Annotated in this window: 23 protein-coding genes; 10 read left to right on the top strand and 13 right to left on the bottom strand. The window is 70.2% G+C overall.

The window, feature by feature from the left end; genetic code table 11:
- Nucleotides 1-100: 100 nt before the first annotated feature.
- Together CBR61_RS05730 and CBR61_RS05725 are read right to left on the bottom strand one after the other, a co-directional pair.
- Nucleotides 101-976 carry a transporter gene (locus CBR61_RS05730; RefSeq protein ID WP_088913499.1) on the bottom strand — a complete coding sequence of 292 codons (876 nt, stop codon included), beginning with the start codon at nt 974-976 and terminating at the stop codon, nt 101-103.
- Between the two features lie 151 nt (nt 977-1127).
- The gene (locus CBR61_RS05725; RefSeq protein WP_088913498.1) at nt 1128-2333 is read right to left on the bottom strand and encodes a hypothetical protein; all 1206 of its coding nucleotides are present in this window, start codon (nt 2331-2333) and stop codon (nt 1128-1130) included.
- Between the two features lie 230 nt (nt 2334-2563).
- Here CBR61_RS05725 and CBR61_RS05720 point away from each other — a divergent pair, with 230 nt between their 5' ends.
- The 3 genes from CBR61_RS05720 (at nt 2564) to CBR61_RS05710 (ending at nt 5093) form a co-directional block, all read left to right on the top strand.
- Nucleotides 2564-2923, top strand: coding sequence for a hypothetical protein (locus CBR61_RS05720; protein ID WP_088913497.1), 360 nt, complete (start codon nt 2564-2566; stop codon nt 2921-2923).
- A 191-nt stretch (nt 2924-3114) separates the two neighbouring features.
- Nucleotides 3115-4047, top strand: a complete 933-nt coding sequence (locus CBR61_RS05715) for a helix-turn-helix domain-containing protein (RefSeq protein ID WP_157696512.1) — start codon at nt 3115-3117, stop codon at nt 4045-4047.
- A 125-nt stretch (nt 4048-4172) separates the two neighbouring features.
- A complete protein-coding gene (locus tag CBR61_RS05710; protein WP_088913495.1) occupies nt 4173-5093 on the top strand; it encodes a transporter in 921 nt (306 codons plus the stop codon).
- Nucleotides 5094-5109: 16 nt separating this feature from the next.
- On the opposite strand, the gene CBR61_RS05705 is transcribed toward CBR61_RS05710, so the two are convergent.
- The 4 genes from CBR61_RS05705 to CBR61_RS05690 all read right to left on the bottom strand — a co-directional run bounded on the left by CBR61_RS05705 (nt 5110) and on the right by CBR61_RS05690 (nt 10005).
- Nucleotides 5110-6015 (bottom strand): helix-turn-helix transcriptional regulator, encoded by a 906-nt coding sequence (locus tag CBR61_RS05705; RefSeq protein WP_157696511.1) that lies wholly within the window; start codon nt 6013-6015, stop codon nt 5110-5112.
- A 113-nt stretch (nt 6016-6128) separates the two neighbouring features.
- A complete protein-coding gene (locus CBR61_RS05700) occupies nt 6129-7745 on the bottom strand; it encodes a sensor histidine kinase (protein ID WP_088913493.1) in 1617 nt (538 codons plus the stop codon).
- Entirely contained in the window at nt 7742-8467 is a 726-nt protein-coding gene (locus tag CBR61_RS05695; protein ID WP_233996877.1) for a response regulator transcription factor, read from the bottom strand. Before CBR61_RS05695 ends, CBR61_RS05700 begins: the two co-directional genes overlap by 4 nt.
- Nucleotides 8464-10005 (bottom strand): DUF4173 domain-containing protein, encoded by a 1542-nt coding sequence (locus CBR61_RS05690; protein WP_088913491.1) that lies wholly within the window; start codon nt 10003-10005, stop codon nt 8464-8466. Before CBR61_RS05690 ends, CBR61_RS05695 begins: the two co-directional genes overlap by 4 nt.
- Nucleotides 10006-10234: 229 nt before the next feature.
- On the opposite strand from CBR61_RS05690, the gene CBR61_RS05685 reads away from it, so the two are divergent.
- Nucleotides 10235-13273 (top strand): TonB-dependent receptor, encoded by a 3039-nt coding sequence (locus CBR61_RS05685; RefSeq protein WP_088913490.1) that lies wholly within the window; start codon nt 10235-10237, stop codon nt 13271-13273.
- A gap of 21 nt (nt 13274-13294) precedes the next feature.
- On the opposite strand, the gene CBR61_RS05680 is transcribed toward CBR61_RS05685, so the two are convergent.
- The 7 genes from CBR61_RS05680 to CBR61_RS05650 are packed head-to-tail and all read right to left on the bottom strand — an operon-like array spanning nt 13295 to nt 20884.
- Complete coding sequence (locus CBR61_RS05680) at nt 13295-14311, bottom strand: NAD-dependent epimerase/dehydratase family protein (RefSeq protein WP_088913489.1); 1017 nt, start codon at nt 14309-14311, stop codon at nt 13295-13297.
- On the bottom strand, nt 14308-15402 hold the full coding sequence (locus CBR61_RS05675; RefSeq protein ID WP_088913488.1) for a CgeB family protein: 1095 nt from the start codon (nt 15400-15402) through the stop codon (nt 14308-14310). The genes CBR61_RS05680 and CBR61_RS05675 overlap by 4 nt, the downstream gene beginning before the upstream one ends.
- The gene (locus CBR61_RS05670; protein ID WP_088913487.1) at nt 15399-16490 is read right to left on the bottom strand and encodes a CgeB family protein; all 1092 of its coding nucleotides are present in this window, start codon (nt 16488-16490) and stop codon (nt 15399-15401) included. The genes CBR61_RS05675 and CBR61_RS05670 overlap by 4 nt, the downstream gene beginning before the upstream one ends.
- Complete coding sequence (locus CBR61_RS05665) at nt 16487-17584, bottom strand: CgeB family protein (RefSeq protein ID WP_088913486.1); 1098 nt, start codon at nt 17582-17584, stop codon at nt 16487-16489. The genes CBR61_RS05670 and CBR61_RS05665 overlap by 4 nt, the downstream gene beginning before the upstream one ends.
- Entirely contained in the window at nt 17581-18684 is a 1104-nt protein-coding gene (locus CBR61_RS05660; protein ID WP_088915476.1) for a glycosyltransferase family 4 protein, read from the bottom strand. Before CBR61_RS05660 ends, CBR61_RS05665 begins: the two co-directional genes overlap by 4 nt.
- Nucleotides 18685-18689: 5 nt before the next feature.
- Nucleotides 18690-19772: an SDR family NAD(P)-dependent oxidoreductase gene (locus tag CBR61_RS05655; protein WP_088913485.1), complete on the bottom strand. Its 1083-nt coding sequence runs from the start codon at nt 19770-19772 to the stop codon at nt 18690-18692.
- Nucleotides 19769-20884 carry an NAD-dependent epimerase/dehydratase family protein gene (locus CBR61_RS05650; RefSeq protein ID WP_088913484.1) on the bottom strand — a complete coding sequence of 372 codons (1116 nt, stop codon included), beginning with the start codon at nt 20882-20884 and terminating at the stop codon, nt 19769-19771. Before CBR61_RS05650 ends, CBR61_RS05655 begins: the two co-directional genes overlap by 4 nt.
- 241 nt (nt 20885-21125) lie before the next feature.
- On the opposite strand from CBR61_RS05650, the gene CBR61_RS05645 reads away from it, so the two are divergent.
- The 6 genes from CBR61_RS05645 to CBR61_RS05620 are packed head-to-tail and all read left to right on the top strand — an operon-like array spanning nt 21126 to nt 26565.
- Nucleotides 21126-21722, top strand: a complete 597-nt coding sequence (locus tag CBR61_RS05645; protein ID WP_088913483.1) for a histidine phosphatase family protein — start codon at nt 21126-21128, stop codon at nt 21720-21722.
- Between the two features lie 2 nt (nt 21723-21724).
- A complete protein-coding gene (locus tag CBR61_RS05640; protein WP_088913482.1) occupies nt 21725-22543 on the top strand; it encodes a TIGR04290 family methyltransferase in 819 nt (272 codons plus the stop codon).
- Nucleotides 22540-23460 (top strand): beta-xylosidase, encoded by a 921-nt coding sequence (locus CBR61_RS05635; protein ID WP_088913481.1) that lies wholly within the window; start codon nt 22540-22542, stop codon nt 23458-23460. The genes CBR61_RS05640 and CBR61_RS05635 overlap by 4 nt, the downstream gene beginning before the upstream one ends.
- Nucleotides 23461-23477: 17 nt before the next feature.
- Nucleotides 23478-24587: an inositol-3-phosphate synthase gene (locus tag CBR61_RS05630; RefSeq protein ID WP_088915475.1), complete on the top strand. Its 1110-nt coding sequence runs from the start codon at nt 23478-23480 to the stop codon at nt 24585-24587.
- 2 nt (nt 24588-24589) lie between these two features.
- Nucleotides 24590-25546 (top strand): MDR/zinc-dependent alcohol dehydrogenase-like family protein, encoded by a 957-nt coding sequence (locus tag CBR61_RS05625; RefSeq protein ID WP_088913480.1) that lies wholly within the window; start codon nt 24590-24592, stop codon nt 25544-25546.
- Nucleotides 25543-26565 carry a Gfo/Idh/MocA family protein gene (locus CBR61_RS05620; RefSeq protein ID WP_088913479.1) on the top strand — a complete coding sequence of 341 codons (1023 nt, stop codon included), beginning with the start codon at nt 25543-25545 and terminating at the stop codon, nt 26563-26565. Before CBR61_RS05625 ends, CBR61_RS05620 begins: the two co-directional genes overlap by 4 nt.
- The last annotated feature ends 82 nt before the right edge of the window (nt 26566-26647 follow it).

Here is a 26647-nt window from a genome sequence, read left to right as displayed (position 1 = left end):
CTCAAAGCTCGTGTCGCCCCCGATATTCTGGCCCAGTCCCCCGCGCGCGGCTTTCCAAATTCCCGCTTCTTGTAGCGTATGCTACATATTCTTCACCTCGTCAAAAGCGCTTGGAGAGGCCGATGAAGCTGGTGAGCCGGTCGGCCGCGCGCGTTGCGCCGACATTGATCCCGGCATCGAACTGCCAGTCCCTGCCGAGCGCGAGGGTAATCCCGGTGTTGAGCGTGACCACATCGCCCGGCGCGCCTGCCTCGCCGAAGGCCCACACCACCTCGGCATAGCTGCCGAGCCGGTCCGTCCAGGCCCGCGCCAGCGAGGCCGAGACGAGGCCCGCCGCATCCAGCCCCCTGCCCTCCGCCCCGCCGGTGAAATCCGCCGCGCCGTTGAGCCCGAGGCCGAACCCGCCGCCGAGGTCGATCGCAAGCGGCACGATCACCCCGAACCCGGTCTCGGCCGCGCCGATGCCGTTGGCGCCGTCCGTCGGCAGCGTGACATAGGGCAGCAGCGCCAGCGCGGTGGTGCCGCCGTCATTGCCCCACAGGTTGAGCTTGGCCCTGAGATCGACGCTCCCGACCCCGCGCGTGGCGGCGCCGCCCCCGCGCGGATCGAGGATGCCGTACGGCTGCCAGACGATGCCGATCTCGAAATTGTCGGCAAGGCCGATGCGCAGATTGCTCGTGCCGAACTCGTAGATGTCGGCAGCCGGCTCCCCGCCGGCGGCGCGGGTGCGGGTATGGCCGAAGAGCGTGGTTTCGAGCTGGAAGTGCCCGGCATCGACGGTGAACGGGCTTTCGGTGACGTCGGGGCGGTCGGTGGTGAGATCGCGCAGCCCTTCGTCCTCCACCGCGCTCCCGCTGCGGTCTTCCTGCACGCTGACCGGTGCATCCGCCGGTTCGGCAGCGGCAAGGTCAGGTGTGGCAAGCAGCATGGCGGCAAGCCCGGCCAGCGCCGGGAACGGGGGAGTTTGCGCACGCATCGCGCGGTCCTTTCCGGTGATCGCGCACCTCCCCCGCGGGCGGAAAAGGGGCGCGCCGGGAAGGGGGCAAGTCCTTCCCGGCGCGAGGCTCGGGTCATGCCGGAGGGGGGATGATGCATGACCCGTGGGGACGACAAGGCCGTGTCCCGCCTCAGTTGATCCGGTAGACAACCGGACAATTGACGATGAAGCCGACCGCGCGGAAATCCCCGCCGTCGAGGCTCTTGAGATAGCCGCGATGGCTCATCTCGGCGGCCTGCAGCGCGCTGGTCATGCGGTAGCGGTAGCCCTTCTGGATCGCCTCGTCGGTCCACACCGCCGGGAACAGCCGCCAAATCGGCGAATAGTCGAGGTTGATGGTCGGAATGCCGCCGAGGATGTTGAGCGGCCCGCCCTCGCCCGACAGCGCGCTGACGAGGCCCTGGCGGTGCGGATTGTCCTTGCCGGTCGGCCCGTTGACCACCACCACGATCCGCTCCGCGCTCTCGCCGGGCGAGGCGTCCTCCAGAGCGAAGGGCAGGTCCTTCATCGCCGGGGTGAAGGTCGCGTTCTCGAGGCTCGCCACAAGCGGGTCGTTGGCCTCGGTCGAAAGGTAGAAGATCGGCTTGTCGAAGGTGAAGCCCAGGGTCAGCTTGATCGTGACCGTCCCGTCACGCGGACAGATGCTCGCGACCTTGTCGTGGACCTTGCTGTAATCGACCTTGCCGCCGCACATCTGGTTGAGCTCCGCCTCGCTCGCCTGGCTGACGACGGGGGCGTTGTAGATGATCGACTTGGCCGAGTTCTCGACATAGACCAGCGGGGTGTAGTCGGCATCGCCCACCGATCCGGGCTGGAAGGCCTTGGGCGGGAAGGGTGCATTCGCCGGTCCGGGCGTGATGCTCAGCACCGGCTTGAAGTCGACGCTGCCGCTGGCGAAGCTGAAGGTCCCGTCCTGCTCGATCCGCGCGCGGCGCGTGGCCTTGCCGGTCAGCGCGAAGGCGAGCTTGGGCGAGTAGGCGAGGCCCTGCAGTTCGGCGATGTTGTCGTCGGTCGCATCGGTGAGGATGAACCAAACCGGCGTCCCGTTCGGCAGCTTGCCGCGCCTGAGCGGCAGGGTGGCGGTGCCCTTCTCGAGGTCGATGTGCGCCGACTTCATCAGCAGCACCGGCCCGAGCAGCTTCTCGTCCACTTCGGAAGGAGAGGGCTGGGCGACGATCGTCTTGAGGTCGCCCGCGATCGAGGCGGGCGCCTCGCGGATTTCGTCCAGCGGCTTTCCTTCCTTGCCGCGCACGACGACATCGGCATGGCCGACCGACGGCAGGGCAAGGGCCAGCACTGCCCCCGCCGCCACCAAAGCGTTTCTGAACTTGCGCATCACTTGCTCCTTGTGGTCTGGCAGGAAGGGGCGCCTGCCGATCGCCGCAAGGCCTTGATGCGCCCCGCGCCATCGCCCTTCTTTCGCAACCCCACGCGTTTTTCGGTTTCTCGCTGTCACGGGCGATTGACATCCCCCGGCGTCCGCCGCACGGATCGCTCCTGCGCAAGATTTCGAAAGCCGCCCGACCGGCGCAGGGGTAGGAACACCGCCGAAAGGTATCCCCGGACATGCCCTGGCTGAGGTGGATCGAGTGGTTTTCGGGTCGTCCCAAGGGGCTGCTCGCGCCGAACATGGCGATCACGCTCGTCACCCTGCGGATCGCTCCTGCCGCCGTCAGCGACGAGGTCAGCTTCTACCGCAGCGCAGAATACCAGGCGCTGCTCGACTGGGCGCGGATCGGCCGCTTCATCCTCGCCCTTGCCAGCACCGACCGGGACGAGCTCACCCTGCTCTGCGTGCAGAGCCCCGAGGAAATGCGCGCTGCCATTGCCGAGCTGCCGCTGGTCGCCGCCGGTCTCGCCACGGTCGACATCCGTCCGGCCATGTCGCTGAGGATGGACGAGGACGATTACGACGTCCTGCAATAAAGGCCGCCATTTCAGCCTCTGCAGCTAACCTTCTTACGCCTTCGGGATGGTTTCGATATCTTGCGCATTTGTCGTCACAAGCCCCCGCTCGCCTGTTCAACTGTCATCTGCGCACGTAATATTCGGGCGTCAATCGGTCCGTACACTTCGCGGAAATGACCGGGAAGGGGCCGATGCTGGGAGGCACGACGATGGCACTGCCCGAAGACCCGCGCTTTCATGTCGCCGCACCGGATCATAGTCCGGCTTTCCTGCGCAGCATCCACTGGTCGGCCGCGCCCGATGTCACGCTGTTCGATACCGGGGCGCTGCCGATGGTGGCCATGCGTCACTACCGCACCCTCACCAGCGGCACGGTCGAGCTGATCGCCGATTGCCCGGCCGAGGACGACTGGGACGCGCTGATCGTCAATCGCGGCGGATCGGGCCGGTTCGGCATCGACTTCTGCGGCACGCACCGGGAAATGGCATTGCACCGGGATCTGTGCTGCTTCCTGCCCGCAGGAGCCGACAGCCGGCTGCTGTTCGACCACGAGGCTGGCTCTTTCGTGCTGTACCTGCGGCCCGGTGTGATCGCCGCCTTGCTGGAAAGCGAGGGCAAGGGCACCGATTCCCTCGCGCCGATCGTGGGCCGGCACCTGCCGCGGGTGGCGCATCTGATGGGCCTGATCGAGGGCGAGCTGCGCCGCCCGAGCCTCGGCTCGCGGCTGATGATCGACGGGCTGCTGCGCGCCATCGCCGGTCTGCTGGTGACGAGCGACGGGCGCCCCGCGACTGCCCCGAACGAGCGCATCTACCTCTCCCCGCCCAAGCTCAAGCGGGTGATCGACTTCATCGAGGCGAACCTGCACGAGAGCATCGGGCTCGACGACCTGGCGCGCGCGGCAGGGCTTTCGGCGAACCATTTCCTGAGGGTGTTCAAGCTGGCGACCGGCGAGACGCCCTACCACTTCCTGCGCGCACGGCGGCTGGAGCGGGCGCGGCAGCTGCTTGCGGACAATGCCATGCCGCTGGCCGAACTGGCGCTGGAATGCGGCTTTGCCAACCAGGCCCATTTCACCGCCGCCTTCAGCCGCGAGGTCGGCATTCCGCCCGGCCGCTACCGCCGCACGGTGCGCGCCTGAGGGCCCGCCACAAGCCCCGCGCACGATGCCGCGCATTCTGCAAAAAAGCCTCGGCTTCCTGACAAGAAGCACCCCTTCGCAAGGCGCATGGAGAGCTCCCGTCCCCTGACGAAGGAGCCACGATCATGTCCCCCACTTCCCTCCGCCTCGCTCTCCTGATCACAGCCGGCCTCGCGGCAGCGCCGGTGTCTGCCGCAGAGGACGAGACCGCCGATCCCGGCACGCAAACGCCCGCCGAGGCCATCGTGCTGACCACCGCAAGCGCTGCCGCCGCCGCGCAGGATGCGCCCGGCGACGGGGGCTGGACCCCGCTCGGCACCGAGCCTTTCGGCACCGAGCTGTTCTCCGGCTGGGTTCCCGTTCCCAACGGGGAAAGCGGAGCGCCCCGGCAGGGCTGGCTCGGCACCGCCGACGGTTTCTTCACCCGCGAGGTGCACCTCGCCTACACCTATGTCGACGCGCCGGGCGACGATCTGCACCAGGGCCTCGCCCGCTTCCACCTGCCCCTCTCGCGCCGGCTGTGGGCAGGGCTCGAGGTGCCCTTCTATCAGGACCGGGGCGGCGCGTCGGACTTCGGGGATGTCACCCTCAACACCCAGCTGATGCTGGTCGAGACCCGCAATGTCTCGCTCAACGCGGGCGTCGGCTGGCGCCTGCCGACCGGCTCGGCCAGCTTCGGCAACGAGGTCTTCGCCGCGCAGCCGCAACTGAATTTGTTCACCGACGTGGGCGGCGGGTTCTCCTTCCGCGGGCGTGTCGCCTACGACTTCCCCGACAGCGGCGCACCGGAGAGCTTCATCCTCAATGCCGCGATCGGCCAGACCGTCACCGATCACGACCGCGCCCCGCTCGGCGACCTGACATGGTATGTCGCGAGCACCTGGCGCGAGTTTCAGGGCGGGCCGAGCTTCGTGTCGGTGACCCCCGGGGTCCGCACCCATCTGGGCGGCAACCTGTTCCTGCTGGCGGGGATCGAGATCCCGCTCGCCAACACTTCGTCCTTCTTCCGCGAAGGCTTCACGGTGCAACTGGTGAAGGGCTTCTAGGCCCGGCCGGGATCCCTCAGCGCATGATCTTGCGATAGGCGCTGGGGGAAATCCCCGTCAGTTGGCGGAACCGGCTGGCGAATTGCGGGTGCGAGGCGAAGCCTGCCGCGTCCCCGACGGCGTGGACTGGCAGGCGCGCCTCGTCGAGCAGCCGGCAGGCGAGCGCGATCCGCGCGCGCAGGATGTAGGCATAGGGCGGAAGGCCCGTCGCCGCGCGGAAACCGCGGGCGAAGTGGAAGCGGCTGTATCCGGCCAGCCCCGCAAGGTCGTCGAGCGCGATCGGGGCGCTGAGATTGGCGGCGATATAGTCCCTCACCCGCGCGACGCTGGTGGGCGAGATGATGATCCGGTTGTCCTTCGCGCCGGCCACGGCCTGCCGCTCGAACAGGCGGTGAAGCGCCGCCTCGAGCTGCCATTCCTGTTCCATCAGGGCGAGATCGTCGCTCTCCGAGGCGCGCACCAGCGCGGTCAGGAGGCGGCTGAGCAGCGGGTCGAATTCGCCGAAGGCCTCGTGCAGCGCGACTTTCGCGGGATCGATGTCGAACTGTTCGCCGATCACGCGCGCGAAATAGCCCGGTTCGAGATAGATGTGCCCGAAGGCCACCGGCCCTTCGGTCAGCCAGTTGTAGGACGAGCCCGCCTCGATCGTCGAAAGCGCCCGGTCCTCGACCTCGCGTACCACGGTCTCGGTGCGGCGGCGGCGGGTGATGCGCTTGGCGCCGCCCATGTGGAGGACGATGTAGTGATGGTCGAGCGGCGGCTGCACCATGCGCCGGGCGCTCCTTTCCCAGCGCTGCACGATCGCCCCGCCGATCTGGCGCGGCGCGCTCGAGATGCTGCGGCCCGACCGTTCCCAATCGCGCCAGGCGAGAGGGTGCAGCGTGCCGGCGGCAGTCGCGGCGTGGGGGTCGGAGGGGGCCATGTCCTGCGTCTTAGACAACAAGCCGCCCCGCTTGTCCATGACCGGACAGGTTGTTCCACGTAAATCGTTGCAAAGAGGGCACTTGTCCCGGTCGAGAGGGTATCGGGCAGGGTCTAGACCCGGTCCGCATCGCCCCTTCCCGCGATCGGGAGTTCAAGCACGAAGCGCGCGCCTGTCTCCCCCGCCCCGCCCGCCTCGTCGAGCCGCAACGCGCCGCCTGCCGCCGCGACCAGCGACAGGACGATCGGCAGGCCCAGCCCGCTCCCCCCGCTCGCGCGGCGGGTGGTGAAGAACGGCTCGAAGATCCGAGCCCGGTCGGCCGCGGCGATGCCCGGGCCGTTGTCCTCGGCGGCGATCCGCAGCAGCCCTGCCCTCGCCTCGGCCCGCGCCGTAAAGGTGATCCGCCCCGCCCCTGCGGCCCGCGCATTGTCTATCAGCGCCCCGGCGATGGCGTCGAGCGAGGCCTCGGGCAGCGCCAGCGGCGGGCAGTCCTCGGGCAGATCGGCCACCACGGAAAAGTCCGGCGCGCAGGCATCGGCGCGGCGGCGCAGCACCGCGGCGAGATCGGCCCGCGCCGCCGGGTCCGCCCCGGCAAGATCGGCGCGCGCCAGTTCCAGCAGCCGCGCCGTCAGCATCGACAGGCGCGCCGCATCGGCATCGGCATTGGCGAGGAAGCGCCGGCGCTCCTCGGGCGCCATGCTCGCCCCGTGATCGCCGAGGATCTCCAGCGTGCCCCTGATGCCCGACAGCGGGGTCTTGAACTCGTGGCTCACCGCATGGGCGAAATCTCTGAGATAGCGCGAGCGCCGCTCGATCGCCTCGGCCATGCGCGCGAAATCGGCATAGAGATCCTGGATCTCGGCGGCAGCGGTCGGCGGCGGGTCGGGAATGTCCTCCTGACGGCCCGATGCCAGCGCACGGCTCGCCCGGGCGAGCGCCTCGACCGGCCGGACGATCCCGCGCGACAGCACGCCCGAAAGCACCACCAGCATCCCGAAGATCACCGCCACCCCGAAGGCGATCTTGCCGCGGTCGGCATAGAGCCCCTTCACCAGCGCGCGGGCGGGACGTGCGAGCAGCAGCACGCCGACCACCCTGCCCTCGACGACGATCGGCCGGGCGTGATGCACCCTGAGACCCGCGGCGCGGCTCAGCCATTCGAGATCGAACCCCGCACGATAGGCGGCGTTGCGGCGCAGCACGGTGCGCGGGGTGCCCGACAGCGCGGCGCGCACCTCGGGCAGCATGGCAAGGCTCCTGCCCTGCCCCGCAACCCGGCTCTCGACAGCGATCAGCCCCTGCCGGTCGAGCATCACGATCGAGGACAGTGTCACCTGCTGCGTGCGCGCGGCCACCGGCGCCAGCGCGCGCGCGGCGACCACGGCGGCGGGATCGGGCGGCATGGAAATCGGCCAGGGGCGGCGGCGCTCCTCGAAGATCGGGGTGCTGCTGAGGTCGATGGTCGGCAGTTCGGGGTGCACATCGCGCGGGTCGGGCAGGGACCCGGCCTCCGCCCCCGGCCAGCCCGCCGCCGCGGCCGCCGCCAGCGCCGCGCCTTGCGCGACCAGTTCGGCCTCGGTCTGGCGCACAAGCGTGTTCTCGTAGACCCGCAGGAACATCGCCGCGAAGCCCGGCAGGGCGGCGACGGTGAAGAGCGTCGCGAACAGGATGGTGCGCAGCGGCAGGCGCGGCCAGCGCGCCTTGATCCAGTCCTTCGCAACCCTGATCATGCCGTGCAGGGGCCGAGCGCGTAGCCGATGCCGGCGCGGGTCTCGATCAGGGTCTCGGCCCCGACCGCGGCGAACTTGGCGCGCAGGTTGCGGATGTGGCTGTCGATGGTGCGGTCGGTGACGGCAAAGCCCGGGCCGTGCAGCCGGTCGATGATCTCGTCGCGGGTGAATACCTTGCCCGGTCGTGCGGCGAGAGCGCGCAGCATCGAGAACTCGGTCACGGTCAGCGGCACCTCGGTGCCCTGCCAGTGCGCGCGCCAGCTTTCGGAATCGAGGCTGAGGCAGCCGTGCGTTACAACCCCGCTTTCGGGCGCGGGAGCGGGCGTGGGGCCGCCTGCGCCACCGCCAACACGGCGCAGGATCGCCTGTGTGCGGGCCACCACCTCGCGCGGGGAGAAGGGCTTCACGACATAGTCGTCGCCCCCCAGCTCGATCCCCAGCACCCGGTCGATCTCGTCGTCGCGCGAGGACAGGAACAGGATCGGCACGCTGCTGGTCGCCCGCACCCGGCGGCACACCTCGAGCCCGTCCATGCGTGGCATGTTGATGTCGAGGATGACGAGATCGGGCGCCTCGGCGGCGATCCGCGCGACCGCCTCCTCGCCGTCGCCGGCCTCGATTCCCCTCAGCCCCGCCTTGCCGAGCGCGAAGACCAGCAGCTGGCGGATGTGGGGATCGTCGTCGACGACAAGGATGGTGCGCTCCATGCTGTCCAAGATCACGGGTTTTCCTGCGGCGTCAATGCGGGAGATGCGGTGAAGGGCCGGGGCAGGATCTCGCCGCCGCAGGCGCGCGAATGGGGCGCCGGGGCGGGGACGCGGGTGTCGCCCGCGAGCAGCGCCTCGGCCCGGGCGAGCCGCCCTGCCCCGCGCAGCGTCCACTCCTGCCAGTCGGCCTGACGCTGCTCGAGGTTCGCGCGGGCCTGATGCGCGAGATACAGCGCCCTGTCCTGCATGGCCGGGGGAACCGGCGCCCGGCTGAGCTCGATCAGCGGGATGAGCGCGGCCCCGTCGAGTTGGTCGAGATAGCACATGTCGAGCTTGGCCGGATCGCGGAGGTTGTCCACGTTCCAGCGCGCCGCCACCGCGCCCAGATCGACGGCGGCAGCGAGCGTCAGCGCGATTCCGGCGGCGATCGCATTGGCGTTGATCAGCCAGGCGAGGCTCTTGCCCGTCAGGAAGCGCCAGCACACCAGCATCAGCCCGCTCGCCACCAGCACCATCCAGCCGAGCGCCGCGATGCGCCACTCGGTCAGCGAATAGGCGGCGATGTAGTCGGCAAGGCGCAGCATGCTCGAGGCGACCAGCAGCACGTTCTGCGCCACCCATGCGAGCACCAGCCGGCGCACCCCCGCGTGGCGCGCCAGCACTCCGCCCGGGCGCAGCGCGACCAGCACGAACAGGCCGGCCAGGAGCGCGGTGGCGATCAGGGTGTAGGCGCCCTGATGGGCATATTCCGCCAGCGTCACGCCCTCGGGCAGCGGCGCGCCGCTCCACAGGAAGGCGATGTCGAGCGCGTTCTGGAGCGCGAAGACCGCGTTGAAGACGCCGAGCGTGATCGACGCCATCATGACCGGCGGATCGGGCAGGCGGCGCGCCAGCGCCCACTCGCCCCCCGCCAGCCGCAGCGCGCGCGGGCGCAGGGTCGGCCAGGTGAAGCCGAGGATCACGACCATCAGGATGGCGTGCAGGATCAGCGTCGACATGTCGGGCAGGCGGAAGGCGCCGAGCGCCTGCCCCAGCACCGGGTTGGCGCTGGCGAAGAGAGAAAGGAACAGCGCCCCGCCCGCCAGCGGCAGGACGAGGTTCATCAGCACCAGCGCCGCCGCCGACGTGCCGCTGCGTCCGGGCAGGCTGGCGAGCCGCCAGAGGTCGCCCGCGACCCCGAGGGGCGCGCGCAGGCCGAGGAAGCCGAGGCGCACCGTCCACAGCAGCGCATTGTCGAAGACATGGCGCACCAGCAGCGCCGCGCTGCCGATCGCGGCAAGGAACAGCATCATCGGCAGCGGCCAGGGCTCGATCACGCAAATCGCCGCGAACAGCGCCGCGCAACCGATCGCGATCCACCCGCCCCTCGCGCGGCGCACCGCCGGGCGGGCGAGCACCATGACGGCGAGCCACAGCAAGCCGAAAGCGCCGATGATCGACCCGCCCTCGAAGCCATAGAGCATCGCGTCGCCCGCAGCGACGAGAACGGCGGCGGCGGCGAGCTTGGCGAGGAAGCTGAAGCGCGGCGAGGCAGGCTGTGTGACGGACGGCATGGGCTCTCCTGTGCAGGGTTGTCGCCGCCGCTCTGGCAGGCCCGTATGCGCGCCCGATGGCGGCCGCGGTGGAGATGCCGCGCGTTTCGTGTGCAGAACCCGTGCAGACGCGGCGCCACTCCCGGCGATTTCGCGAAAGCGGTTGCCTTAGCGGCGCGTGTAACCCAAGGCGCGCCGCCCGCGAATGGCGGACTGAGGGGCGCACCGGGAACGGGCCAGGGGGTTGAGAATGAAGGCCGGACAGTTTCGCGCGGGCCTTGGGGGCACCGCTCTGGCGGCTGCCAGCGTGATCGGTGCGCCCGCCGCCATGGCGCAGCAGGCGGGGATCGAGGTGACGGTGGTCGATGCCGCGGGCGCGCCCGTCGCCGGGGCCGAGGTGGTGATCGCCAACGCCGCGATCGGCTTCACCCGCACGCTCGCCACCGATGCGCGGGGCGCAGTTCGGCTCGACGGGGTGACGACCGCAGGCGAATACCGGGTTTCGGTCGCAGAGGCCGCAGGCTACGAGCCGCTCGCCGCGCAGGCCATCGACCTGCGCGCCAACTTCACTCGCAGCGTGATCCTCCAGCTGAAGCCCGTGGGCGATGCCGGCATCGTGGTCACCGCCGCGCGCGCGATCACCGGGCTCAACACCGCCAATGCCGAGATTTCCGCATCGCTCGGCCGCGAGCAGCTGGTCGCCCTGCCGATCGAAGGCCGCGACGTGCTGGGCGCGCTGATCCGCCTGCCCAATGTCGTCCCCTCCACCGGGTTCTTCCCCGAGGCGCCCTCGATCTCCATCAACGGCTCGAACGGGCTCGACACCAACTACCTGATCGACGGGCTCGACAACAACGAGAACTTCCTCGGCGGGATCAAGTTTCCCGTGCCGCTGGGCTTCACCCGCGAGGTGACGGTGCTGGCGAACAGCTACTCGGCCGCCTACGGACGGACCGCCAATGGTATAGTCAATTTTACCACCCCCTCGGGCAGCAACGACTTTACGGGTGAGGCCTATACGCTGGTAAGGCCCGGCAGGCCGCTCGATTCCCCCTCTCCCTTCCCGCGCCGCGACCTGTCGGGCAACCCCGTCGGCGAGAGCTTCGAACGCTACCAGGCGGGCTTCGCCGCAGGCGGGGCGCTGAAGCGCGACCGGACCTTCTTTTACGCCAATTACGAGTTCACCGCCGATCGCAACACGCAGATCGTCGATGCGCCGCAGCTCGGGATCGTGGACACGGTCACGGGGGAGAACCGCTTCCACCTGGGATCGCTGCGGCTCGACCACCGGCTGACCGAGGACTGGACACTCGGGCTCAGGGGCAATCTCGGCCGCGTCACCATCCACCGGCCCGGTGGCGCGCTGGGCGGCGGCAATGCGACCTTCCCCTCGGCCGGATCACGACAGGACCGCTTCTCCACGCTGGTGGCCGCGACCGCCAGCCATGCGGGGAGCGAATGGTCTTATGACGGTGCCCTCCAGTACAGTCGCTTCCGCTGGGACTATGGCGAGGCGACGGGCGCGCCCGGTCCGCAGGTGACGCTGCGCGGGCCGTCGGGCCTCGTCGCGGCGGTGGTCGGCCATCCGGGCTATGTCTTCGACAGCCTCGAGGAGACCTGGCAGACCACCCACCGCCTCGCCCGCGACATGGGCGCGCACCGGCTGAGCGCGGGGGTGGACGTGATCGCCTCGGACTTCGCCTTGCTCGGCGGGGGCAATCCCGATGGCAACTTCACCGTCGACCTGACGAGCGCACAGCTCGCCGGCCTTGCGGGCCGCGGCCTCGCGCTCTCCGCGCAGGACGTGCTGGCGCTCAATCCGGCGGTGGCGAACTACGCGGTCGAGCTGCGCCCGCAGAGCTTCGGCACCTCGCAGACGCTGGTCGCGCTTTATCTCGAGGATGCCTGGGAACTCTCCCCCACCCTCACCGCCACGCTGGGTCTGCGCTGGGACTACGACACCCTGACCGAGCGCGGTGCAGGCAGCGGCGATACCGACAACATCGCGCCGCGCCTCGCGCTCAACTGGCAGCCCGATGCGCGCTCATCGGTGCGCTTCGGGGCGGGCATCTTCACCGGCAAGCTGTCCTACGCCGTGATCTCCGACGCGCTCCAGCGCAACACCACCTCGCCGGGCTTCCTGAGCCAGCTTGCGCAGTTGCAGGCGCGGGGCGCGATCCCGGCCGGCGTCGACCTTGCCGAGATCACCTTCGACGGCAACCTGACCGTCGCGCCGCCCTGCGCCACCGTCAGCGCCTGCCCGACGCCGGCCGAGGTGCAGGCGCTGAGGAACACCGCGACGCTCGGCGAGGGACGCATCCTCAGCCCCACCGGCTACGACAACCCGTGGAGCGTGCAGGTGAGCGGCGGCTACCAGTTCGCCGCATCGAGCACGCTCACCTTGTCGCTCGACGCGCTCTACAGCCGCTCGCACAACCTCGTCCGCCTGCGCGATCTCAACGCGCCCGCGCCCTTCACGCCCAACCTTGCGAACCTCACCGAGGCGAACATCGCGGCGCTGCGCGCCCTGCCCGACAATGCCGCAAGGTTCGCCCTGGCGCAGAGCCTCGGGCTGGTGCGCTCTCAAGGAGCGGCGGACGCCTCGCGCCCGATCCCGCTGGTGGCAGGCGGGGCGCGGCAGATCACCGTCTCCGAGACCGACGGCGAGGCCGAATACCTCGCGCTGATCCTTCAGGCCATCAAGCTGCGGAGGCAGGACGATTACGCCTTCCGTGTCAGCTACACCCTCTCGCGCCTCAGGAACGACACCGACGACATCAACTTTCGCGCCGCAAACAGCAACGACTTCGCCGCCGAATGGGGCCCCTCGGCGAACGACCGGCGGCACGTCATCTCGGCGGTGGGCTATCTCTATCCGACGGACGGGCTGACCCTGACTGCGGTTGGGTTGTTCCAGTCGGGCCAGCCGGTCAATCTGGTGCCCGACGCGCGGATTTTCGGGACGCAGGACCTCAACGGCGACGGCGCGAGCTTCGGCGAGAACTACCTCGGCAATTCCGACCGCTACCCGGGCGAACGGCGCAATTCCGCCCGCCTGCCGTGGTCGGCGACGGTGGACCTCGGGGTCCGCTATGCCCTGCCGGTCGCGGGCGGCAGGCTCGAGGCAAGCGCGGACGTGTTCAACCTGTTCAATGCCAACAACGAGAGCGGCTTTGCAAACGCCGCGACCACCTCGAACCAGATCCAGTTCGGCGGGGGCGCGGATTTCGTGCAGCGCAATGCCGCCCCGCCGCGCCAGTTCCAGTTCGGGCTCGCCTACCGCTTCTGAGATCGGCAGCGGCAGGCGCCATCACCCTGCAGCGGTGACGCGGACCACCGGCGGCACGCCCGCGAGCGCGCGGCGCTCGGCGGCGAACCACGCGAAGGTCTGGCGCAGCCCCGCCGAAAGCGGCGTCGCCGGCTCCCAGCCCAGCAACGCACGCGCCCGCGCGATGTCGGGGCGGCGGCGTTCGGGATCGTCGACCGGCAGGTCGCGGTGGGTGACGCGCACCGACCGGGCGGCGATCGCGCCCAGCGTCTCGACCAGTTCGGCGATGGTGATCTCGTGCGGGTTGCCGATGTTGACCGGCACCAGCTCGCGCATCTCGGCGCGCATCAGCCGGATCAGCGCGTCGACCGTGTCCTCGACATAGCAGAAGCTGCGGGTCTGGCTGCCCGCGCCGTAGATCGTCAGCGGCTCGCCCGCGAGGATCTGGCAGATGAAATTCGACACCACCCGCCCGTCGTCCATGCGCATATGGGGGCCATAGGTGTTGAAGATCCGCGCCACCCGCACATCCGCCCGCCGCCCCCGGGCGAAATCGAAGGCGAGCGTCTCGGCGGCGCGCTTGCCCTCGTCGTAGCAGGCGCGCGGGCCGGTGCAGCTGACATTGCCGCGATAGGCCTCGGGCTGGGGGTGGACGTCGGGATCACCATAGACCTCGCTGGTCGAGGCCTGCAGGAAGCGCGCCCCCGCCTGCTCGGCAAGGCGCAGCAGCCGGTCGGTGCCGACCACGTTGGTGAGCATCGTGTGCTCGGGATCGGCCTGGTAGAGCACCGGGGAGGCGGCGCAGGCGAGATTGTAGATGCGCGCGATTGCGCCGGTCTCGCGGGTGATCGCGACCGGCAGGGCCTGCGAGATGTCGCCGCGCACGAAGCGGAACCCCGGGTATTCCGACAGGGCATCGAGATTGGAAAGGCGCGCGGTCTGGAGATTGTCGAGGCACAGCACGCGCTCGCCGGCCTCCAGCAGCGTGCGGCACAGGTGCGAGCCGATGAAGCCCGCGCCGCCGGCCACCAGGGTCCAGCCATCCTCTTGTCGTGTCATGCCACTTCTCTCCTGTCGGCAGGGTCTGCCTTGTCATTCTGGCGCCCGGCGATGGCGCGGGCGAGATCGGCCTCGAACCCGGCGGCGCGGGCCTCGGCGCTGTGCTGCGCGAGCACCGCGGCGCGGGCGGCCGTGCCGATGGCGCGGGCATCGCGGTCCAGCGCGGCGAGCACGTCGGCGCTGTCTTCGGCCAGGATGATCTCCCGCCCCGGGGCGAGCAGGCTGTCGATCCCGTCCCAGCGGTCGGAGATGATCGGCGTCCCGCAGGCCCCCGCCTCGAACAGGCGGACCGAGGGCGACCAGCCGGCGGCGATCATGTCGGCGCGGGTGACGTTGAGCGCGAAGCGCGAGGCAGAATAGAAGGCGGGGTGGTCGGCGGGCGGCAGGTGCGCGATCCGCTCGACATTGGCGGGCCAGTCGATGTCCTCGGGATATTGCGGCCCGGCGACGGCGAAACGCAGGTCGGGCCGCGCCCGGGCCGGTTCGATCAGCAGCCGTTCGAGCGTCGGCTGGCGGTCGGGACTGTAGGTGCCGAGATAGGTGAGGTCCCAGCGCACCGGCACATCCAGCGGGCGGTAGCGCGCGGTGTCGACCGAGCAGTAGAGCGCCCGTGCGGCGCGGGCGCCGTATTCGCGCTCCAGCCGCTCCAGCGTCGGCCCGCCGGTGAAGGAGAAATAGACATCGTATCCCGCCAGCACCTCGCGCGAGAGGTAGTCGCACGCCCCCCGGTCGAGCGCGGCGAGGGTCACGGGGGTGTCGATGTCGTAGAAGCACGTCAGCCCGCGTGCATGGGCCTGCACGAAGGCGCCGACCGCGATGCCGTCGGGCACGTAGGAGCCGACCATCACCGCGTCGGCCTCAGCGATCGTCTCGCGCCAGTCCGCAAGTGCGGCGAGGCTGTCGTAGTATGCGAGTTCGCAGAAGTCGGGATCGGCGAGGTCGCGGTGCTCTGCATACCACGGCACGTCGCGTTCGAGGAACAGCACCTCGTGTCCCCGCGCGGCGAAGGCGGCGAGCAGCGCGCGGAAGGTGGTGGCGTGGCCGTTGCCCCACGATGAGGACAGCGCGAGCCCGAGAACGACGAGCCTCATGCCGCCACCTCGCGCCGCGCTTCGGCGAGGCGGTGGAGCACCCGATCGACGATCACGGCGCGCAGTTCGTAGGTGTGCTCGTGGCGCACCCGCTCGAGCGCCGCCGCGCCGATCGCGCGGGCGCGTTCGGGCGTGAGGGCGGCGAGGTGGTCGGCAACGTCCTGCCCGTCGCGGGCGACGAGGATCTCGCGGTCGGGCTCGAGGAACATCGGGATGCCCACCCAGGCGTCGGTGATGAGGCAGGCCGCCGCGCCCGCCGCCTCGAAGACGCGGGTGGCAGGCGAGAAGCCGACCTCGGCCATCGAATCCCGCGCGACGTTCAGCACGGCGAGCGGCGTGGCGTTGAAGGCGTTGTGCTCGGCGGTGCCGACATGGCCGATGGCCCGCACGTTGCCCGGCATCGGCTTGTCGGCCCAGCCGTTGCCGCCGATGAGGAAGCGCCTTTCGGGCAGCAGCGCGGCGGGTTTGAGGAAGAACTCCTCCACCCGCGCCTCGCGGTCGGGCAGGCGGTTGGCGAGGAAGGCGAGATCGCAGGCGAAGCGCGGATCGGGCGGGACGGGCACGTGGGTGGTGAGGTCGAGCGCGTTGTAGACCGGCACGCATTCCTTCGCGCCGAAGCCCTCGTAGGCCGCGACCACCGGCGGGCCGCCGCCATAGGTGAAGACCATGTCCAGCCGGGGCAGCGCGGCGCGCACCGGATGGGCGGGATCGCGGCGCATCTCGTCGAGCGTGGCGGCGGCATCGACGTCCCAGAAGATCCTGAGCGCATGGGGTGCGGCGCGGGCGAGCACGCCCTCCAGCAGTTCGCGGTCATAGACCCCGACGCCGTTGGCCTTGATCACCACATCCGCCGCGCCCGCCTCGGCGAGAACGCCGGCGAGGCCCTCGGGGGTCGCGGGCCAGACCACCACCTCGGCCCATTCGGGCGGGTCGATGTCGCGATGCTGCTGGCGGTCGAAGGCGTCGGGTTCGTAGAAGGTGATCCGGTGCCCCCGCTCCGCCAGCGCGCGCAGGATGCCGCGGTAATAGGTCGCCGCCCCGTTCCAGTACGAGGACAGCAGGCTCGATCCGTAGAAGGCGATGTTCATGCGGTCTCCCTTTCGGTCTGGCCGACCAGCGCGAGCAGCTCGTCCACCCGGTGCGCGCAGGTGTGGCGTGCGCGGATCGTCGCGAGGCCGTCGGTGGCTAGTTGCGCACGCATCGCGGGGTCGTTGGCGAGCGCGGCGAGGTGCGCTGTCATCTCCGCCCCGTCCCGCGCGACAAGGTAATCGGTGCCGGGGCGGAACAGGTTTTCGGCATCGTCCCAGGGCGCGCAGACCAGCGGAATGCCGCAGGCGAGCGCCTCGAAAACGCGGATGGTGGGGATGCCGGGGAGCGCCTCGACGTAGAAACGGCGCGGCACGTGGACGGTGGCGAGATGGCGCGCGAAGATTTCCGGCGCACGCGGGTTCGCCGCCCATCCGCGATAGCGCGCGCCGTATTGCGCCAGCGTGGCCAGCGCCGTCTGCGGGTAGCGCACGCCGTAGATGTCGAGCGGCAGGTCCGCCGCGTCGGCGGGGGCGAGGAGGAATTCCTCGATCTCGGCCGAACGCTCCCCGTCGCCCCAGTTGCCGATCCACACCAGCCCTTCGCGCGGTTCCTCGACGGCGGGCGGATGGAAGCGGCGGGTGTCGGCGGCCTCGTGCCACACGTGCACCCGGTCCCCCCAGCCCCAGCCGCGATAGACCTCGGCCAGCGTCTCCCCGAAGGCGAGCACGCCGTCATAGCCGCTGAGGTCATAGGCGCGCATCGCCGCGGGCTCGCTAACGGCGCGGTGGTGGGTGTCGTGGAACAGCAAGCGGAACCTTGCGCCCTGTTTCCTCAGAGCGCCGAAGCGCGAGACCAGCGCGGGATCGTTCCATTCGTGGACGATCACCAGGTCCGCACCCTCGACCAGCGCGCCGATATCGGCCTCGAACGGGTAGATGACCGACGCAAGGCGCGGATAGGCGCGGGTGAAAGCCGCGATGCCGGCTGCCCCGTGATCGGCGAGCAGGTTGGTGCGGCTCCACGCATCGGCCGGCTCGAAGGCGACCGCATCGTGGCCGCGCGCGATCAGTTCGTCGAGCACCCCGCGCAGGAAATGGGCGTTGCCGTGGTTCCAGCAGGAAGCGAGCGAGTGGGTGAACCAGGCGATCTTCATGCGGCAGCCTCGCGGCCGGCCAGCAGCCGGCGGTAAATGGCGGTGACGCCCCGCGCCATCGCCGCCGGGGTGAAGCGCAGCGCGCGCGCCTGCGCCGCCTCGCCCAGCGTCCGGCGCGCGTCGGGATCGGCGTGCAGCCGCGCAATGGCACCGGCAAAGCCTGCCGCATCGCGCGGGTCGGCGAAGACCGCCGCCCCGTCCCACAGCTCGCGGAAGGTCGGGATGTCGGACAGCACCAGCGCGCAGCCCGCCGTGGCCGCCTCCAGCACGGCGAGACCGAAAGGCTCGAAAGTCGCCGCCGATACGAAGATCGGGCGCAGCGCGAGGAGCGCGGCGAGGTCCGCATCGGGCAGCGCGCCGAGCGCCACGGCATGGACGAAGGCGGCCTCCTCGCCGTGGGGCCCGCTCAGCTGCCCCGCGACGAGAAAGCGCAGGTCGAGCCGCGCCGCTACCGCATCGATCAGCGCGGCGTTCTTGACCGGGTCCCACATCCGTCCCACCACCAGAGCGGCATCGAGCCGGTGCGCGCCGGGCTGCAGCGCATCGGCTGGGGGGCGGCCATTGTGCACCACCAGCGGACGGCGGGCGAGGCCGTAGGTCGCCTCGAGCGTGGCGGCGAAGCTGGCGCTCGGCGCGACCACGGCGTCGGCCACGCACAGCCCGCGCCGCATCAGGTCGCCGTGCCAGGCGAGCGCGGGATCGACCGGCGCGCCGCCCCTCGCCGCCTGCCACCAGGTGGTGATGCAGCCATGCGCGGCGGCCAGCACGGGGACGGGAAAGGGCGCCGCGCCGAGCAGCGCGGGGGAATTGCAGTGCAACAGGTCGGCACCGCACGCCCGGACAAGGCGCGCAAGGCCGAGGGCAGCGGCGGCGACCTCGGCGGGGTTGTTGCACATCCAGTCGAGCGGCAAGCCGGTCTCGACCAGCCGCACGCCGGGCACGCCATCGAGGCAGCGGCGCTGGCTCGCGTCGGGATCGGGCCCCATGACCGCGAGCGTGACGCCAAATCCCTCGCCCGCCAGTTCCGCCGCAAGTCCGGTCGCATATTGCCACACGCCGCCCACCGCATCGGCGGTCATCAGGACATGGCCGGCACCCATGCGGCTCACCACACCTGCTCGCGCGCAGGGGCCGGCGCGGCGGCGGGCGGGGTCGCCGCGCGGTTGACCGAGAGCCATGCGGCAAGGTCGGTCAGGCCGGTGCGCCAACCCTTGCGCGGGCCCAGCCCCAGCGCGGCATCGATGGCGCGGGTGTCGGCGACGAACCACCGCTGGTCGCCAGCGCGCCAGTCGGAGGAGGTGACGGGCGGCGCAGTGCCGAGAATGCGCCGGATCTCCCCGACCACCGTCAGCAGGCTCACCGCATTCTCCGGCCCGCCACCCCAGTTGAAGGCGCGGCCGGCGATGCTGTCGATGCGCTCGAAGGCGGCGACATAGGCGGCGCAGGTATCAGCCACGTCGCATATGTCGCGCACCTGATGCCCGTCGCCGTAGAGCGTGATCGTCTCGCCTGCCAGCGCGCGCAGGAGGAAATGGGCGACCCAGCCCTGATCCTCTGTTCCCATCTGGCGCTCGCCGTAGATGCAGCTCATCCGCAGCACCGCCGCCGGCATCCCGTAGCTGCGCGCGTAATCGAGCACATACTGGTCCGCCGCGCCCTTGGAGCAGCCGTAAGGCGTGTGAAAATCGAGCGGGCGCGCTTCGCCCACGCCGTGGGCGGCGAGATCGGGCGCAGCAGGCGCATAGCCGTCGCGGCCCTGCGTCAGGGCAATGTCGGCAAGATCGCCATAGACCTTGTTGGTCGAGGCGAAGATCAGCGGCGCGCCGGGCCGCTCGCGGCGCAGGGTCTCGAGCAGGGCGAAGGTGCCGCCGAGATTGACGGCGAAATCCGCCGCCGGGTCGGCCAGGCTGGTCGTCACCGCCACCTGAGCGGCGAAGTGGAAGGCCCCGTCCACCCCGCGCACGGCGCGTGCGATGGCGGCGGGGTCGCGCAGGTCGGCCACCACCGGCTCGACCCGGTCGCCGTGGCGCGCGGTCAGCCACTCCAGATTGCGCCCGGTTCCGGGCCGCTCGAGCGAGTCGAGGATCCGCACCCGGCAACCGCGCTCGAGCAGACGCATCGCGAGATTGGAGCCGATGAAGCCCGCACCCCCGGTGACGAGGATGGTCCGGCCCTCCTCCAGTCTCATGCCACGAGCCCGCGCGCTTCGAGCTCGCCGCGCGCCCGCTCGGCGCGGTCCTCGGCGGTCTGCCCGGCGAGCCAATCGGCAAGGTCAGCGAGGCCCTCGCCGAAATCCTGCCGCGCCGAAAAGCCGATCGTCTCGCGCGCCAGCGTGGTGTCGCAATAGCAGTGGCGAATGTCGCCGGTGCGCGCCTTGCCGACGATTTCGGCGTCCAGATCATTGCGCCCCATCGCCTCGGCGAGCGCGCGCGCGACCTGCCTGACCGAGCGGTCCTCGCCCGAGCCGATGTTGAAGGTGCCGCCCGCCGCCGCAGGGTGATCGAGCGCATCGGCGAAGGCCCGGGCGACATCGGCGACATGGACGAAATCGCGCCGCTGCTCGCCGTCCTCGAAGATCATCGGCGGCTGGCCGTTGAGCAGGCGCGCGGCGAAGATCGCCAGGACGCCGGTATAGGGGTTGGAAAGCGCCTGCCCCGGCCCGTAGACGTTGAACAGCCTGAGGCAGGTGCTCTCGATCCCGTAGGGCGCGGCCATGATGTGGGTCATGCGCTCCTGCACAAACTTGCCCAGCGCATAGACCGAGGCGAGGTCGGCTGATTTCCATTCGGGCGTCGCCACCGGGGTCAGCGGACGTCCGCGATCATCGAGCGGGTCCCAGGCGCGCTGCCCGTCGCGCAGCACCCCGCGCGCGGCATCCTCGACCAGTGCGCCGTCGGCATCGCGGTAGAGACCCTCGCCATAGATGCTCATCGAGGAGGCGGTGACGATGCGCTTGACCGGATTGTCGATCAGCCGTTCCATCAGCACAGCAGTGCCGAGGTCGTTGGCCGCGGTGTAGCGTTCGACCTCGTACATCGACTGGCCGACCCCGACTTCAGCGGCGAGATGGACGACACGGTCCACCCCCGCCAGCGCGCGCGCCACGGCATCGCCGTCGCGGATGTCGGCGCGCAGGAGTTCGACATCGTCGGGAAGGTCCGCGGGACGTTCGCCGCCGGGGTGCACCTGCTCGATCAGCGCATCGAGCACCCGCACTTCGTGACCGCGTGCCAGCAGTTCACGGCACAGGTGACGGCCGATGAAGCCGGCCCCGCCGGTGACCAGAATTCTTTCCGACAAAACAGCTCTCCCGCCAGACAAGGTTCTTCTTCTGGTAAGTACCTAATCGAAGGAGGGCGGCTGCCTTCTAAATGGTGAGGCTAACTCATGTTGATCGGTCCGCTTAACGGGCCGAACGCCATAATATTGGCGATGAAGCGAATTCGACCTCTCCGGCCATAATCCAGTTTGGCAACCTGCCTCCTTGAGGGGGCGCTGCGAGTCGGCTTCTACTTTCCTTCGCACGATCCTCGGGAGCATCATGACAGCCACGATCATACTCGTCCGCCATGCAGCGCATTCGCAGCTTGAGCATGTGCTGTGCGGCCGTGCCGGCGACGTGCCGCTGTCGGAGGCGGGCAGCGCCCAGGCGTTGCGGCTGGCGCGGCGGCTGGGCGGCGAAGGAGTGGACGAAGTGCAGACCAGCCCCGTGCGCCGGGCGCGCGAGACCGCGCAGGCGCTGACGATGGTGCGCCGGGCACCCGTGACCGTGGCAGAGGCGCTCGACGAGGTCGATTTCGGCGAATGGACCGGGCGGGAATTCGCCGCGCTCGAAGGCGATCCGCGCTGGCGGGAATGGAACGCCCGGCGGGGTGCAGCCCGCGCGCCGGGGGGCGAGGCGATGGTTGCGGTGCAGGAGCGCGTCCTGGCCCACCTGCGCGCCGTCGCCCGCCGGGCCGAAGGGCTGGTCGTCGCGATGGTGAGCCACGCCGACGTGATCCGTGCCGCGGTGGCGGGCGTGCTCGGCCTTTCGCTCGACCGCATCCTCGCTTTCGACATCGACCCGGCCTCGGTCACGCGGATCGCAGCCGGTCCCTGGGGCGAGCGCGTGCTGTCGCTCAACGAGCGGACCGCGTGACGATGGCCGATGCCCCCCGCCCCGCCGTGCGCGATCGCTCCGCCGAAAGCCTGCGCGCGCGTGTCGAGGCGCTGGCGCCGTGGTTCCACAACATCGATCTCGGCGACGGGATCATGACCGCGCCCGACCATTTCCTCGGCGATTACCCTGCGTTCAAGTATCGCCGCTTCGCCGACGCCCTGCCCGCCGACCTGACCGGCAAATCGGTGCTCGACATCGGCTGCAACGCGGGTTTCCACGCGATCGCGATGGCCCGGCGGGGCGCGGCGCGGGTGCTCGGCATCGACAGCGACCCGCGCTACCTCGAACAGGCCCGGCTGGCGGCGGACACGCTGGGATTCCCGCAGATCGAGTTCGCGAAAGGCGATGTCTACGACGTCGCTTCGCTGGGCGAGACCTTCGATCTCGTGATCTTCATGGGCGTGCTCTACCACCTGCGCCACCCGCTGCTCGCGCTCGATCTGATCCGCGAGCACGTGGCGGGCGACATGCTGCTGTTCCAGACCATGCAGCAGGGCAGCGTCGCCGTGTTCGATCCGCCCGCCGACCACCCCTTCCACAAGCCCGGCACCTTCGATCCCCCCGCCTATTTCGACGAGCCGGGCTATCCGAAGATGCACTTCATCGAGCGCGAATTCGCGGGCGACTGGTCGAACTGGTGGGCCCCCAACGCCGCCTGTTCGCAGGCGATGCTGCGCGCGGCGGGCTTTGCCGTCGAGGCGCAGATCGAGGCCGAGACCTACCTCTGCCGCATCGCCCCCGTGCCCTACGCGGACCTCGGCGCCGGAGCGGCCTATCCGGCAAGGGGAGCGCGGTCATGATCGAGGCGGCGATGATCTGGAACGAGCCCAACAACAAGTCGCACTGGAACCCCGAGCTCGACCCCGACTGGGCGATTTATGCCGACACGGTGATCCGCGCCGGCCGCGCCATCGCGGCGGTCAACCCTGAGGTGACGCGGGTGCTCGGCGGGATGTCGCCGATCGACCCGCACTGGGTCCGGAAAATGCGCGACCACGGCGCTCTCGACGAGGTCGACGTGGTCGCGGTCCACGGCTTCCCGCTCGACTGGAACCTGTGGCCGATCCACGCCTGGCCCGACAAGATCGCCGAGATCGAGGCGGTCGTGCCCGACAAGCCGGTGTGGGCCACCGAGGTCGGCGTCGGCAGCTTCGGCGCGGACGAAGTGCAGGTCTTCGGCCTCGACCGCACCGCCGAGCTGCTGATCGGGCGGGTGCCCAACGTCTACTGGTATTCGCTCTTCGACCTGCCGCAGGCATGGGGCGCGGAGACGCGGCACCGCGAGGCGGAAGGTTCGAGCTACTACCGCCACTTCCACATGGGCCTGATCCGCGCCGACGGGACGCCCAAGCCGGCCCTCGAGCACTATGCCCGCGTCGCGGACCGCATGGGGCTTATGCAGTGGTTCCATTTCGAGGACCCTCGGCTCGACGATGCCGTGCGGATCATGAAGGACCTTGGCGTGCGCAAGCTGCGCACCGGCCTCAGCTGGGCCGACCGCTTCCGTCCCGGCGCGCTCGACTGGTTCGACCGGCAGATGGAGGCACTCGCGCCGTTCGAGGTGATGGTCACCTATTGCTTCACCCCCGAACACCTCGGCGTCGAGGCGCACCACACCTCCTGCGCGCGCGATCCGCAGGCCTTCGCCGACTTCTGCGCCGAGATGACCGAACGCTACGCCCCTGCCCGCCCGCTTGCCCGGTCGCTCAGCGCTTGACCCACAAGGAGAATGCCATGCTGTCCCCCCCGAGCGGCACGATCAACGTCGCCCTTGTCGGCGTCGGCAACTGCGCCAGTTCGCTGGTGCAGGGCATTGCCCATTACCGCGGCGGCGCGAACGACACGGCGGGGCTGATGCACCGCCGGATCGGCGGCTACCAGCCCGGCGACATCCGCATCTGCGCCGCCTGGGACATCGACCGTCGCAAGGTCGGGCGCGACGTGGCCGAGGCGATCTTTGCCCGGCCCAACTGCACCGCGCGCTTCTGCGAGACCGTCGAGCCCACCGGCGCCAAGGTGCGCATGGGCCGCAAGCTCGACGGCATCGCCCCGCACATGCACGACTACCCGGAGGATCGCACCTTTCTGCCTTCCGACGCCCCCGAGGCCGACCACGATGCCGTGGTCGCCGCCCTGCGCGACACCGGCGCGGACGTGATGATGAACTACCTTCCCGTGGGATCGCAGGCCGCGAGCGAATTCTACGCGGGCTGCGCGCTCGAGGCCGGGGTCGCCTTCGTCAACGCCATCCCGGTGTTCATCGCCAGCGATCCCGACTGGGCCGAGCGGTTCCGCGCGGCCGGCGTCCCGATCATCGGCGACGACATCAAGGCCCAACTCGGCGCGACCATCGTCCACCGGGTGCTCACCGACCTGTTCAGGAAGCGCGGGGTGGAACTGAAGCGCACCTACCAGCTCAACACCGGGGGCAATACCGACTTCCTCAACATGCTCGAAAGGAAGCGCCTCGCTGCCAAGAAGGTCTCGAAGACCGAGGCGGTGCAATCGGTCGCGGCGGAGCGGCTGACGGACGAGAACATCCATGTCGGCCCGTCCGACTACGTCGCCTGGCAGAACGACAACAAGGTGTGTTTCCTGAGGATGGAGGGCGAGATGTTCGGGGGCGTGCCGATGAATCTCGAGCTGCGCCTGTCGGTCGAGGATTCGCCCAACTCGGCGGGCGTCGCGATCGACATGATCCGCTGCGCCAAGCTTGCCAGCGACCGGGGTCTCGCGGGCCCGGTCCACCCTGCCGCGGCATGGTTCTGCAAGCACCCGCCCCGCCAGATGCCCGACGACGAGGCCTGGGCCGTGCTTGAAGCCTTCATCGCGGCGGCGGCCTGACGATGCGCGCTGCCGTTCTGACAGGCCCGGGTGCGGTTTCGATCGCCGAGGTGCCCCTGCCCGAACCCGGCCCCGGCGAGGTGCGCGTGCGGCTCGAGGGCTGCGGCGTGTGCGCCTCCAACCTCACCCCTTGGGCAGGCCCCGAATGGATGCGCTACCCGACCCCGCCAGGCGATCTCGGCCACGAGGGCTGGGGACGGATCGAGGCGACCGGCCCGGGGGTCGATGGGCTGGCGGCGGGCGACCGGGTCGCGGCGCTCTCCTATCGCTCCTATGCCGAAGCCGATTGCGTTCCAGCGGCGATGGTGGCCAAGCTGCCGCCGGAGCTCGATGACCAGCCCTTCCCCGGCGAGGCGCTGGGCTGCGCCTTCAACATTTTCCGCCGCAGCGACATCGCGCCCGGGCAGAGGGTCGCGATCATCGGCATCGGTTTCCTCGGCGCGGTGCTGACCCGGCTTGCAAGCGAGGCCGGGGCTGAAGTGATCGCCATCTCGCGACGCGCGGAATCGCTCGCGCTCGCCCGCCACTATGGCGCGGCCCACACCATCGTGATGGACGATCACCGGCGGATCATCGACGCAGTGACGTCGATTACCGGCGAAGGACTGTGCGAAAGGGTGATCGAATGCGTCGGCAAGCAATGGCCGCTGGACCTTGCCGGCGAGCTGGTCGGCTTCGGCGGTCGGTTGGTGATCGCGGGCTACCATCAGGACGGCCCCCGGCAGGTGAACGTGCAGAACTGGAACTGGAAGGGCATCGACGTGGTCAATGCCCACGAGCGCGACCCGCAGGTGCAGCTGCGCGGCCTCAGCGAAGCGGTGGAGGCGGTGGCTGAAGGGCGGCTCGATCCCGCGCCGCTTTACACCCACCGCTACCCGCTCGCGCGGCTCGGCGAGGCGCTCGATGCGACGCGCGACAAGCCGCAGGGCTTCGTCAAGGCGCTGATCGACCTCGCATGACCAGCCCCCGGATCGGCTTCCTCGGCACCGGCTGGATCGGTCGCCACCGCCTCGGCGCCATCGCCGCGACCGGCGCGGTCGAGATCGTGGCAATCGTCGATCCGGACGAGGCCTGCGCCCGCGAGGCCCAGGCGCTGGCGCCGGGCGCGGCGATCCTGACATGCTACGAGAGCCTGCTCGATGCCGGCCTCGACGGGGTGGTGATCGCGACCCCGAGCGCGCTCCACGCAGGACAGGCTGTAGCCGCGCTGGAGCGCGGCATGGCGGTGTTCTGCCAGAAGCCGCTTGGCCGCGACGCCGACGAGACGCGCCGGGTGGTCGAGGCGGCGCAGGCGGCCGACCGCCTGCTCGCGGTCGATTTCTCCTACCGCACGACCGCCGCCGCGACCGCGCTCGCCGAGCTGGTGCAATCGGGCGCGCTCGGAGAGATCTTCGCGGCCGATCTGGTGTTCCACAACGCCTATGGCCCCGACAAACCATGGTTCTACGATCCCGCCGCGGCGGGCGGGGGCTGCGTGATGGATCTCGGCGTGCACCTCGTCGATCTGGCCCTGTGGCTGACCGGGTTTCCTGCCGTGGAGAACGTCACCGCACGCCTCTTCGCCGGCGGGCGTCCGCTGGCCGAAAACCCCGAGGCGGTCGAGGATTACGCCGTCGCCAGCTTCGCGCTGGCCACCGGTGCGGCGGTGCGGCTAGCGCAGTCGTGGCGCCTGCACGCGGGCGAGGACGCCCGGATCGAGGCGAGCTTCTACGGCACCCACGGCGGCGTGAGCCTGCGCAATGTCGGCGGCAGTTTCTACGATTTCGAGCTGCTCCACTTTCGCGGCACGGCAACCGAAAGACTCGTCGTCCCGCCCGACGACTGGGGCGGGCGCGCCGCCGCGGCATGGGCGGAGCGGCTCGCCGGGAACCCGTCCTTCGATCCCGATGCCCTGCGCTTCATCGACACGGCGCGCCTTGTCGACCGCATCTATGCGGCAGGCGGGCGCACATCCGCCGCGGACCGCCCACCAGCCTAACCTGGGCAGGTTCGTGCGCGGGCCCCGCCGTTACCCTGCCTGCGTGAATATCCAGACCAGACATATCCTCCCGCCGGGCCAA

Origin of the sequence: Porphyrobacter sp. CACIAM 03H1 (assembly GCF_002215495.1) — a bacterium.
In the GTDB taxonomy this organism is placed as follows: Bacteria; Pseudomonadota; Alphaproteobacteria; order Sphingomonadales; family Sphingomonadaceae; genus Erythrobacter.
This window is presented reverse-complemented; position numbering and strand designations above follow the sequence as displayed.

Excerpts from the sequence above, each read along its gene's own strand:
- CBR61_RS05680 (WP_088913489.1), bottom strand. The coding sequence starts at position 14,311 with ATGACACGACAAGAGGATGGCTGGACCCTGGTGGCCGGCGGCGCGGGC.
- CBR61_RS05670 (WP_088913487.1), bottom strand. The coding sequence starts at position 16,490 with ATGAACATCGCCTTCTACGGATCGAGCCTGCTGTCCTCGTACTGGAAC.
- CBR61_RS05685 (WP_088913490.1), top strand. The coding sequence starts at position 10,235 with ATGAAGGCCGGACAGTTTCGCGCGGGCCTTGGGGGCACCGCTCTGGCG.
- CBR61_RS05705 (WP_157696511.1), bottom strand. The coding sequence starts at position 6,015 with ATGGCCCCCTCCGACCCCCACGCCGCGACTGCCGCCGGCACGCTGCAC.
- CBR61_RS05660 (WP_088915476.1), bottom strand. The coding sequence starts at position 18,684 with ATGGGTGCCGGCCATGTCCTGATGACCGCCGATGCGGTGGGCGGCGTG.
- CBR61_RS05675 (WP_088913488.1), bottom strand. The coding sequence starts at position 15,402 with ATGAGGCTCGTCGTTCTCGGGCTCGCGCTGTCCTCATCGTGGGGCAAC.
- CBR61_RS05625 (WP_088913480.1), top strand. The coding sequence starts at position 24,590 with ATGCGCGCTGCCGTTCTGACAGGCCCGGGTGCGGTTTCGATCGCCGAG.
- CBR61_RS05665 (WP_088913486.1), bottom strand. The coding sequence starts at position 17,584 with ATGAAGATCGCCTGGTTCACCCACTCGCTCGCTTCCTGCTGGAACCAC.
- CBR61_RS05730 (WP_088913499.1), bottom strand. The coding sequence starts at position 976 with ATGCGTGCGCAAACTCCCCCGTTCCCGGCGCTGGCCGGGCTTGCCGCC.
- CBR61_RS05700 (WP_088913493.1), bottom strand. The coding sequence starts at position 7,745 with ATGATCAGGGTTGCGAAGGACTGGATCAAGGCGCGCTGGCCGCGCCTG.
- CBR61_RS05645 (WP_088913483.1), top strand. The coding sequence starts at position 21,126 with ATGACAGCCACGATCATACTCGTCCGCCATGCAGCGCATTCGCAGCTT.
- CBR61_RS05725 (WP_088913498.1), bottom strand. The coding sequence starts at position 2,333 with ATGCGCAAGTTCAGAAACGCTTTGGTGGCGGCGGGGGCAGTGCTGGCC.
- CBR61_RS05720 (WP_088913497.1), top strand. The coding sequence starts at position 2,564 with ATGCCCTGGCTGAGGTGGATCGAGTGGTTTTCGGGTCGTCCCAAGGGG.
- CBR61_RS05710 (WP_088913495.1), top strand. The coding sequence starts at position 4,173 with ATGTCCCCCACTTCCCTCCGCCTCGCTCTCCTGATCACAGCCGGCCTC.
- CBR61_RS05690 (WP_088913491.1), bottom strand. The coding sequence starts at position 10,005 with ATGCCGTCCGTCACACAGCCTGCCTCGCCGCGCTTCAGCTTCCTCGCC.
- CBR61_RS05715 (WP_157696512.1), top strand. The coding sequence starts at position 3,115 with ATGGCACTGCCCGAAGACCCGCGCTTTCATGTCGCCGCACCGGATCAT.
- CBR61_RS05640 (WP_088913482.1), top strand. The coding sequence starts at position 21,725 with ATGGCCGATGCCCCCCGCCCCGCCGTGCGCGATCGCTCCGCCGAAAGC.
- CBR61_RS05655 (WP_088913485.1), bottom strand. The coding sequence starts at position 19,772 with ATGAGACTGGAGGAGGGCCGGACCATCCTCGTCACCGGGGGTGCGGGC.
- CBR61_RS05620 (WP_088913479.1), top strand. The coding sequence starts at position 25,543 with ATGACCAGCCCCCGGATCGGCTTCCTCGGCACCGGCTGGATCGGTCGC.
- CBR61_RS05630 (WP_088915475.1), top strand. The coding sequence starts at position 23,478 with ATGCTGTCCCCCCCGAGCGGCACGATCAACGTCGCCCTTGTCGGCGTC.
- CBR61_RS05635 (WP_088913481.1), top strand. The coding sequence starts at position 22,540 with ATGATCGAGGCGGCGATGATCTGGAACGAGCCCAACAACAAGTCGCAC.